Here is a 9,727-nt window from a genome sequence, read left to right as displayed (position 1 = left end):
CAGCTTGGCGACGTCGCGGGTGGCGCTCTTGAAGTTCTTGTCGCCTTCGCTGCGGGCGCCGAAGTCGGAGTAGAACATCGGCAGTTCGATCACACCGATCTTGCGGGTGACGCCGTTGTCGGTGATCTGGATGACCTTCTTCTTGGCAGCCTGTTCTTCGATGGTGACTTTCTTGCGCACCATCGTGACGATTTCATGCTTGCCGTCGGTGCCCTGGTCGCCTGGCACGATTTCCAGTCGCACGGTGGTGTCTTTCTTGCCGCGGATCAGGTTGACCACGTCGTCAATGCGCCAGCCGACCACGTCCTGGATCGGGCCGTTTTCGCCCTGGCCCACGCCCATCACGTAGTCGCCCACGTGCAGCTTGCCGGATTTCATGGCCGGGCCACCGGGCACGAGTTCGCGGATCACGGTGTAGTCGTCACGCTGCTGCAGCACGGCGCCGATGCCTTCCAGCGAGAGTTTCATGGAGATGTCGAAGTTCTCGGCGGCGCGCGGACCCATGTAGTCGGTATGCGGATCGGTGGAGTTCGCATACGCGGTCATGAAGGTCTGCAGCGCATCCTGGTCATCGAGCTGCTTCATGCGATCGATGTAGTTGCTGTAGCGCTTGTCCAGCGTCTTGCGGATGTCGTCGTCGCTCTTGCCGGCCAGCTTCAGGCGCAGCCAGTCGTTCATGGTGCGCTTGCGCCACAGGTCGTTGAGCTCGTTCTGGTCCTTGGGCCAGTCCGCCTTCTTGCGGTCGATGACGTAGGTATCGTTGGTGTTGAAGTCGAAACCCTGCTTCAACAGGCTGCGCGCATAGTTCATGCGGTCGATGGCGCGCAGGATGTACTGGTTGAAGATGTCGAACGCGCCGGACAGATCCTTGTTCCAGATCTCGTTGTCGAACTGGTCCTTGTACTTGGCGAATTTCGCCATGTCTTCCTGGGTGAAGAAGACTTTCTCGCCATCCAGCAGCTTGAAATAGCGCGTGTAGATCTTCTCCGACATCGCATCGTCGAGCGGCTGCGCGTCGTAGTGGAAGCGGGTGAGCAGATGCGCGGAGATCAACGCCGCGTTGGCTTCGTCGGCGGTCGGCTGCAACGGCAGCGTGGATACCTTGCGCGGCGTGGTGGCGCCCATCTCGGCGGCCGATTGCGCGAAGGCTGCCGTGGTGGTGACGCTGAACGCGACCAGCAGGGCTAGCAAGGGACGGAAGCGGAGAGTCATGGGTTTCTCTGGAGGCCTCTTCAGGCGTGCTCGGTGACGCCAGCCGCGTGAGCCTGCTGGTCGGCGTGATAGGAAGAACGGACTAGCGGACCGGAGGCGACATGATGGAAACCCATCGCCTCACCGGCCACGCGCAAGGATTCAAATTCATCCGGCGTCCAGTAGCGCACCACCGGATGATGATGCGGCGTGGGCTGCAGGTACTGGCCGATGGTGATCATGTCGACATCGTGCGCGCGCAGGTCGCGCATGGTTTCGATGACCTGTTCGTAGGTTTCGCCCAAGCCCAGCATGATGCCGGACTTGGTGGGTACGTCCGGGTGCTGCGCCTTGAAGCGCTTGAGCAGATCCAGCGACCACTGGTAGTCAGCGCCCGGACGCACTTCGCGGTACAGGTGCGGCACGGTTTCCAGGTTGTGGTTGAACACGTCCGGCGGGAAATCCTTCAGTACTTCCAGGGCACGCTCCATGCGGCCCTTGCCGCGGAAATCCGGCGTGAGGATCTCGATGCGGGTGTGCGGCGCGGTATGGCGCACGGCGCGGATGCAGGCGGCGAAATGTTCGGCACCCCCGTCGCGCAGGTCGTCGCGATCCACCGAGGTGATCACCACATACTTCAGGCGCATGTCGCGGATGGTGTCGGCCAGGCGCGCCGGCTCCAGCGGATCGGGCGCAGCCGGACGGCCGTGTGCCACGTCGCAGAACGAACAGCGGCGCGTGCACACATCACCGAGGATCATGAAGGTGGCCGTGCCCTTGCTGAAGCACTCGTGGATGTTCGGGCAGGAGGCTTCTTCACACACCGTGACCAGCGCGTTCTCGCGCAGGCGCGCCTTCAGCTGTTGCACGGCGTTGCCTTGCGGCAGGCGCACGCGAATCCAGCTTGGCTTGCGCAGCGTGGGAACGTTGGTATCGAAGCCGGCGCGGTTGAGAGCGATCTTGTCGCTGCCGAGCTGCTTGTCGACAAGTGCGCCCTCGGCAGGTGCGCCGCTGACGACGCTGATTGGAATGGCTTTGCTGGAGGATGCGGTGGTATCGCTCATGAAATAGCTCAGACCGCCATGCGATCGGGGAGTTCGGGGATCACGGGGACGGCCGATTCAGCTTCGAAGCCCAACTGCCGGCAGAACTCGCCGATCAGCACATCTTCAACGTCCGACAGCCGCGACGGACCGCCCAAGTCTAGCACCTGCGTGACCGCCAGACCCTTGTAACCGCAAGGATTAATGCGGTGGAACGGTTCCAGGTTCATGTTTACGTTGAAGGCCAGCCCGTGGAAGCTGCAGCCCCGGCGCACGCGCAAGCCCAGGGCTGCGACCTTGGCGTCGGCCACGTAGACCCCGGGCGCGCCCTCACGGCGGACGGCCTCGATATTCCAGTGCGCCAGTGTGTCGATGATGGCCTGCTCGATCCGGTTGACCAGCTCGCGCACTCCCACCCCGGCACGGCGCAGGTCGATCAGCGGATAGGCCACGATCTGGCCCGGGCCGTGGTAGGTGACCTGTCCGCCCCGATCCACCGGCACGACCGGAATATCGCCCGGCGCCAGCACGTGTTCCATCTTGCCGGCCTGTCCGAGCGTGAAGACCGGATCGTGCTCCAGCACCCACAGCTCGTCGGTGGTGTCGGCGGTGCGGTTGTCGGTGAAGGCGCTCATCGCCCGCCAGACCGGCGCGTAGGGCTGGCGGCCGAGGCGGCGGACGTTGAGCGGGGAGCGAACAGGCAACGGGGAAGGATCGGTCACGGCTAGACCATGGGTGCGGGTGTTTGTGGACAGCAGATTGGGCTGTCGGCGATAGAGAACAAGTGCCGGAAGCCTCACGTTCCCTATTCCCAACTCCCCGCCGTTCAAAGCGTATAGCGGATATCCGGATCGGCGCGCAGCGCGCTGTGCGCCAGGTCGTACTGCTCACGGGTTTCGCAACGGAAACTGACGGTGACGGACAGGAAGTTGCCTTCGCGTGAATGGCGATGCTTGACCGTTTCGTGCAGCACGTGCAGGCCGATGCCTTTCAGGATCGCCGGCACGCGGGCTTTCAGGTCCGCACTGGCGTTCCCCATGGCGGTGATCTCGAATTCGCCGGGGAATTGAAACCCCTGGCCTTCTTGTTGGGGCTTGATGTCGCTCAGTTCTTTCATGGGACGTCTCCACTCGACTCGATGACCGGCATGCCTGCGCGGGCCGGGATGCCATCCCGGCTTGCGTCTCACTTCTTGCCGCTACCGTGGAACCACAACAGGATGCTGTCCCACAGGCGCTTGAAGAAACCGCCCTGCGGCGCATCGTTGAGCGCAACCAGCGGTACGTCCATCACAGCCTGACCGTCTTGCGTGATATGCAGCGTACCGACCTGCTGGCCCTTCTTGTAGGGCGCAATCAAGGTGGATGGAATGTCCATCGTCGCCTTGAGTTTCTCGTAATCGCCGGTCTTCACGGTGACCAGCACGTCCTGCGTCACGCCAAGCGGCAGTTGGTCCGCTTCACCTTTCCACAGGCGCGGCGTGGCCAGCGGCTTGTTGGCTTCGTACAGCTTGTGCGTTTCGTAGAAACGGAAGCCATAGTTGAGCAACGCCATCGCCGCATCCGCGCGCGACTTTTCGCTGCTGGACCCCATCACGATGGCGATCATGCGTGCATCGCCACGCTTGGCCGAAGCGGCCAGGCAGAAGCCTGCCTCGGCGGTGTGGCCGGTCTTGATGCCGTCCACGCTGGGATCGCGCCACAGCAGGGTGTTGCGGTTGCCCTGCTTGATGCCGTTCCAGGTGAACTCCTTGATCGCGGAGATGGCGTAGTCTTCCGGATAATCGTGGATCAGCGCGCGCGACAGGATTGCGATGTCATGCGCCGAGGAATAGTGATCGGGAACCGGATAACCCGAAGCGTTCGCGAAGTGCGTGTTCACCATGCCCAACTGCTTGGCATAGGCGTTCATCAGGTTGGCGAAGGTTTCCTCGGAACCGGCGGTGTGCTCGGCCAGCGCGATGGCCGCATCATTGCCGGACTGGATGATCATGCCGTACAGCAGGTCCTTCAGCGGCACTTGGCTGTTGAGCTTGAGGAAGCTGGTGGAACCGTCGGTGCCGGCGCCACCGGCGCGCCATGCGTGTTCGCTGATCGTCACCGGGTCGGTGAGGTGGATCTTGCCGGCGACCAGCTGCGCGGAGACGACGTAGTCGGTCATGATCTTGGTGATCGAGGCCGGTTCCACGCGTTCATCGGGATTCTTGGAGGCAAGAATCTGGCCGGTGGTGTAATCCATCAGCACCCATGCCTTGGCATCCACATCCGGCGGCGGCGGTACCGGCACCGCGACGGCCGCAGGTGCCGGCGGCGGATTCGGCACGGGTTTGGGCGGGGTTTGTTGGGCGACGGCACTGACGCCGAAGACCAGGGCGGCAGCGGCAAGGATGTGCAGGGGGCGGCGGAACGGATTCATGGTGGGCTTGCTTCCGATTTCTATTTGCTCGGCGCGCGTGGCGCCATGATTTCTTCGAAGAAAAGACGTCAGTCTACCGCGACCTGCGGCTGCGGCAGACCCATTTGTTCGATCTTGGCGCTCACCTGGTCGGCGCTGTCCACGTCGCTCAGGGGGCCCACGCGTACGCGATGCACGAGCCGGCCGCCGATCGTCGCATCCGACACCTGCACCGGCGCAAAATTCGCCACGCGCAATTGCGCGGCGACGCGTTCGGCGTTGGCCGCGTCGGAGAATGCGCCAACCTGCAGGTAAATACTGGGCGGATGCGCGGGCGTTGCGGTGACACGCGGCGGTGGCGGCGCTTCCTCTTGCGGCGGCGCGGACGGATCGATGCCCTGCACTTCCACCAGCCCAGTGCCCTTGGGCCAAATGCCTATTTTCACCGCGGCGGCGTAGGAGAGATCGATCACGCGGTCCTCGTGAAAGGGGCCGCGGTCGTTGACACGCACGATCACGCTCTTGCCGTTCTGCAGATTGGTCACCCGCGCGTAGCTCGGCAGCGGCAGCACCTTGCTGGCGGCGGTGAACTTGTACATGTCGTAGTCCTCAAGGCTAGATGTTTTGTAGCCATGGAACTTGCTGCCGTAGAACGAGGCGATGCCGCGCTCGTCGTAGCCGCGCGCCGTCGGCAGCACGGTATAGGTGCGGCCCAGCACGGTATAGGGTGATTTGTTGCCGTACAGCGAGCGCGGTTCGACCTTGGGCACTGGCTCCGGCAAGTTGCTCACGTCCGGCGGCGGCCCATCCGGAATACTGTCGGCGCTGGACCTGTAACGGCTGCTCTGCGGCCGGCTGGTGTCATCGTAGATACCGCCGGAGCTCCGACCGGCACTACCGTGCGGCGCATAGGCGGGTCGTGTGCTGCGATGTCCGCCGCAGCCAGCCAGCACCAGGGTGATTGCAAGCAGCCACGACAGGCGCCGGAGCATCTTCATCGAGCGGCGTTCTCCTGGGCGTGCACCACTTCGATGATGGCCTGCGCGAGCTGGTTCACCGCCATCGCGTACATCACGCTGCGGTTATAGGTGGTGATCACCTGGAAGTTCTTGAAGGTGAACCAGTACTCCGGACCGTTCGCACCTTGCAAGGTCTGCAGGCTGCTCGCCGCGCCCGGATCGAGGTGCTGCAGCGGCGCATAACCCCAGGCTTCCAGCTGTTCGATCGTCCACTGCGGCGAAGCATCCTTGACGGTCAGCACTTTCGCTGCCGCGTCGGGTTGGGCACGCGCCGCCACCAGGCCGCCGCTGACCCAGCCATGCTTGACGAAGTAATTGGCCACGCTGCCGAAAATATCGGGCAGTGAATTCTTCAGGTCGATGCGGCCATCGCCGTCTTCGTCCACCGCATAATCGCGAATGCTGCTCGGCATGAACTGGCCCCAGCCTTGCGCGCCCGCGTAGGAACCGGTGAGCGTGTCGACTGGGCCGGCCAGCTGCGTATCGGGCAGTTCCAGCAGGGTCTTGAGCTCATTGCGGAAAAACGCCGCGCGCGGCGGGTAGTACAAACCCAGCGTCACCAGCGCATCCAGCACCTTGTACTTGCCAGTGCTGCGTCCATAGAAGGTTTCCACGCCGATGATGGCGACGATGTACTGCGGCGCGACACCGTATTTTTTGCCGATCTGTTCCAGCAACGCTTGGTGGTCGAGATAAAACCGGACGCCTGCGTCGATACGCGCCTGCGTGAGGAAAATCTGGCGGTATTCGCTCCACGGCTTCGCCTCGGCCGGGCGGCTGATCGCATCGAGGATGCTTTGCTGCCGTTTTGCGCCGTCGAGCAAGGCGTTCAACGCGGCCGGATCCTTGCCGGTGTCTTTCGCTACTTCGGCGACCAATTGTGCCTGGCCAGGATGCGCAGACCACGCCGTCAGCGGCATCGCGAAACACAGTGCTGCGAGTGCAGAAATGATTTTTCCCTTCATGCGCAGGAGCGTAACACGCGTGTGCGTTTTTGACGGACCATCAGTCATGCACTTTGCGATTGGCATGAATCGACATCAACACCCCAAAGCCCACCAGCAACGACACCGCCGAGGTGCCGCCGTAGCTGACCATCGGCATCGGCACGCCCACCACCGGCAGCAGGCCCGCCACCATGCCGCCATTGACGAACACGTAAACGAAGAAGCTCATGCCGATCGCACCGGCAAGCAGGCGCGAGTACGTGTCTTTCGCTTCCATCGCGATCCACAGGCAGCGGCCGATGATGAAGGCATACAGCACCAGGATCGCGCACACGCCGATCAAGCCGAATTCTTCGCAGAACACCGCGAAGATGAAATCGGTGGTGTGTTCGGGCAGGAAGTCCAGGCGCGATTGCGTGCTCTGCTCGAAGCCTTTGCCGAAGATGCCGCCCGAACCCACCGCGATCTGCGACTGGATGATGTGCCAGCCGTTGCCGAGCGGATCGGATTCCGGATTGAGCATGGTAAGGATGCGATCGCGCTGGTACTGGTGCATGAAGTGCCAGGCGATCGGCACCATGCCGGCGGCGCCTGCCAGCAGCACGCCGATGCGCCACCACGCCATGCCGGAAAGAAACAGCGCGAAACCGCCGGCCGCCGCCACCAGCAGCGCGGTACCCAGGTCCGGCTGCTTGGCGATCAGGCCGGCGGGAATGGCGATCATCCCACCGACCACGAGGATGTCCTTCCAACTTGGCGGCAGCTGGCGCGGGTGCAGGTACCAGGCCACCATCATCGGCATGGTCAGCTTCAGCAGCTCGGATGGCTGGAAGCGCATGATGCCGAGATTGAGCCAGCGATCCGCGCCGCGGCCTTCGCCCAGCACGGCAACCACTACCAGCAGCATCACGCTGCCGGCGTAGAGCCAGGGCGTCCAGTTGCGCAGCACCGAGGGCGGAATACGCGACATCAGCAGGATGAACACACCGCCCAACACGAAGCGCGCGGCCTGCCCGACGACCAGGCCGAGGTTGCTGTCCCCGGCGCTGTAGAGCGTCACCAATCCCACGCCGCATAGCAGGAGCAAAGCGAATGCGAGCGGCAGATCGATACGCGGACGTGTCCACACGCGGCGAAGAAAACGATGCATGCGAGCGCGCAAGTTATCGAGCGTCACGGCGTGTTGTCTCCCGCGCTGGAGCTATCCGGAGCAGGCAGGTCTCCCTGCGGAATGTCTTCAGGCGTGCTTGCCGCGGACGATGCGGCCGCCACGCCCGATTCCGGCAGCGGCTTGTCGGGCGGTACCGCGCCGCCTTGCGTGGCCAGCCATGCATCGAGAATCTTGCGCGCGATAGGACCTGCATCCTCCGCACCCCATGCACCCGCCTCCAGCACCACGGTGACAGCGATGCGCGGATTTTCCGCCGGCGTAAAGACCTCGAACCAGGCGCGATGGCGTGCAGCGAGATACGCGGTGTTCTTGTCCTCGTTGTATGCATTGCTCTTGCGCGAGAAACGCTCGGCGGTACCGCTCTTGCCGGCGATGCGGTAGGGGAAGCCTTCGCCCAGCTTGGCCCTGAAGCCCGTGGATTGCGGGTCGTTGCTGTAAATCACCAGCTGCATGCCTTCATTCACCGCCTCCCAGTCCTTCATGTTCTTGATCAATGAAGGGCCGGTGGGCGGGTTGGGCAGAGGTGCCGGCGGCTTGCCGACGTCCGCCGTGGACATCACCACGCGCGGCGCATAGGGCACGCCGCGGCCGGCAAACGTGGCCAGGGCATGCGCCAATTGCAGGGCCGTGACCGACCAGTAGCCCTGGCCAATACCCGTAATCACCGTCTCGCCGGGGTACCAGGTGCGTTCCTTGGGCGAATGCTTGGCCTTCCATTCACGCGAGGGCAGCACGCCGGACGCCTCGTTGGGAAGATCGATGCCAGTGGGACGCCCGAATCCATACGAACCCATGAATTCGCTGATGCGATCGATGCCCAGATCCAACGCCAGCTTATAGAAGTACGTGTTGACCGAGGCGTAGATCGCCTTATAGAGATTGGTGGTGCCCGCGCCATAGCGCTGGTCGTCGCGATAGCCGCGCGATTGACCGGGAATGTAGAACACGCCAGTGGAAAGCACGGAGTCCTGCGGCGTGCGCACGCCGTATTCCAGACCGGCCAGGCCCATGAACGGTTTCACTGTCGAGCCGGGCGGATAGGCGGCCTTCAGCGCACGACTGAATAGCGGCTTGTCCGGTGCGTTGATCAGCGCCTTGTAATCGGCGGAGCTGATGCCGTTGACAAACAGATTGGGATCGAACGACGGCACGCTAACCATGGCCAGCACCTGGCCGTTGCGCGGATCGATCGCCACGGCGGCGCCGGGTCTTCCATCGAAGGCATCCTGCGCTGCCTTCTGGATGCGTGCATCGATGCTCAAGTAGAGATTCTTGCCCGGCACCGGCGGATCGGTTTTGAGCACGCGCTGGATGCGTCCATCGGCGTTCACTTCATCCAGCTCATAGCCGGGCGTGCCGTGCAGCACGTCCTCGTAGGAGCGTTCCACGCCGGTGCGCCCGATGTGGGTGGTGCCCTTGTAGCGATCCGGGTCGAGATTCTGCAGATCGTCCGCGTCGATACGGCTGACGTAACCCACCACGTGCGCAAACAGCGGACCGAGCGGGTATTGGCGCGTGAGGTAGGGCACCACGTCCACGCCGGGGAAGCGCCAGCGGTTTACGGCGAAGCGCGCGATATCGTCTTCGGTAAGCCGCATCTTCAGCGGCACGCTGTCGAAGCGGCGCGATTGCCTGAGCTGCTTGCGGAAGGCGTCCAGGTCGTCCTGGTCCAGCGGAATCACCTTGCCGAGGTCCGCCAGCATCTGGTTCATGTTGTGCACTTGCTCGGGCACCACCTCGAGCCGGAACGCCGGCACGTTGTCGGCCAGCAGCACGCCGTTGCGATCGTAGATGAGGCCACGTGCCGGCGGAATGGCGCGCGGCTTCACGCTGTTGTTGACCGAACGCAGCGCAAATTCATCGTGGTGCAGCACTTGCAGGAACACATAGCGCCCCACCAGCACGCCCAACCCGAGCAGAATCAGCGCAAATCCGGCGAAGGCGCGGCGGCGGAACAGCTCG

9 protein-coding genes are annotated in these 9,727 nt (G+C 63.3%); all 9 read right to left on the bottom strand.

From position 1 onward, the window contains the following. The coding region (locus VMA74_RS12990) for a PDZ domain-containing protein (protein WP_325367587.1) at positions 1–1,212 on the bottom strand (1,212 nt) is incomplete at its 3' end. A gap of 20 nt (positions 1,213–1,232) precedes the next feature. After that, positions 1,233–2,255, bottom strand: a complete 1,023-nt coding sequence (lipA, locus tag VMA74_RS12985) for a lipoyl synthase (protein WP_325367585.1) — start codon at positions 2,253–2,255, stop codon at positions 1,233–1,235. Positions 2,256–2,263: 8 nt separating this feature from the next. Then, complete coding sequence (lipB, locus tag VMA74_RS12980; protein ID WP_414649610.1) at positions 2,264–2,869, bottom strand: lipoyl(octanoyl) transferase LipB; 606 nt, start codon at positions 2,867–2,869, stop codon at positions 2,264–2,266. Between the two features lie 191 nt (positions 2,870–3,060). Next, a complete protein-coding gene (locus VMA74_RS12975) occupies positions 3,061–3,351 on the bottom strand; it encodes a YbeD family protein (protein ID WP_325367581.1) in 291 nt (96 codons plus the stop codon). Positions 3,352–3,419: 68 nt separating this feature from the next. Further along, a complete protein-coding gene (locus VMA74_RS12970) occupies positions 3,420–4,649 on the bottom strand; it encodes a D-alanyl-D-alanine carboxypeptidase family protein (RefSeq protein ID WP_325367579.1) in 1,230 nt (409 codons plus the stop codon). 68 nt (positions 4,650–4,717) lie between these two features. Next, positions 4,718–5,626, bottom strand: coding sequence for a septal ring lytic transglycosylase RlpA family protein (locus tag VMA74_RS12965; RefSeq protein ID WP_325367577.1), 909 nt, complete (start codon positions 5,624–5,626; stop codon positions 4,718–4,720). Further along, the gene (gene mltB / locus VMA74_RS12960; RefSeq protein WP_325367593.1) at positions 5,623–6,567 is read right to left on the bottom strand and encodes a lytic murein transglycosylase B; all 945 of its coding nucleotides are present in this window, start codon (positions 6,565–6,567) and stop codon (positions 5,623–5,625) included. Before mltB ends, VMA74_RS12965 begins: the two co-directional genes overlap by 4 nt. A gap of 85 nt (positions 6,568–6,652) precedes the next feature. Next, positions 6,653–7,744, bottom strand: a complete 1,092-nt coding sequence (rodA, locus tag VMA74_RS12955) for a rod shape-determining protein RodA (protein ID WP_325367591.1) — start codon at positions 7,742–7,744, stop codon at positions 6,653–6,655. Positions 7,745–7,767: 23 nt separating this feature from the next. After that, on the bottom strand, positions 7,768–9,723 hold the full coding sequence (mrdA, locus tag VMA74_RS12950) for a penicillin-binding protein 2 (protein ID WP_325367589.1): 1,956 nt from the start codon (positions 9,721–9,723) through the stop codon (positions 7,768–7,770). Positions 9,724–9,727: the final 4 nt, after the last annotated feature.

This window comes from Dyella sp. (genome assembly GCF_035508675.1).
Lineage (GTDB): Bacteria > Pseudomonadota > Gammaproteobacteria > Xanthomonadales > Rhodanobacteraceae > Dyella_B.
Note: the sequence above shows the minus strand (reverse complement) of the source record. Positions and strands in the feature narration are given on the sequence as shown.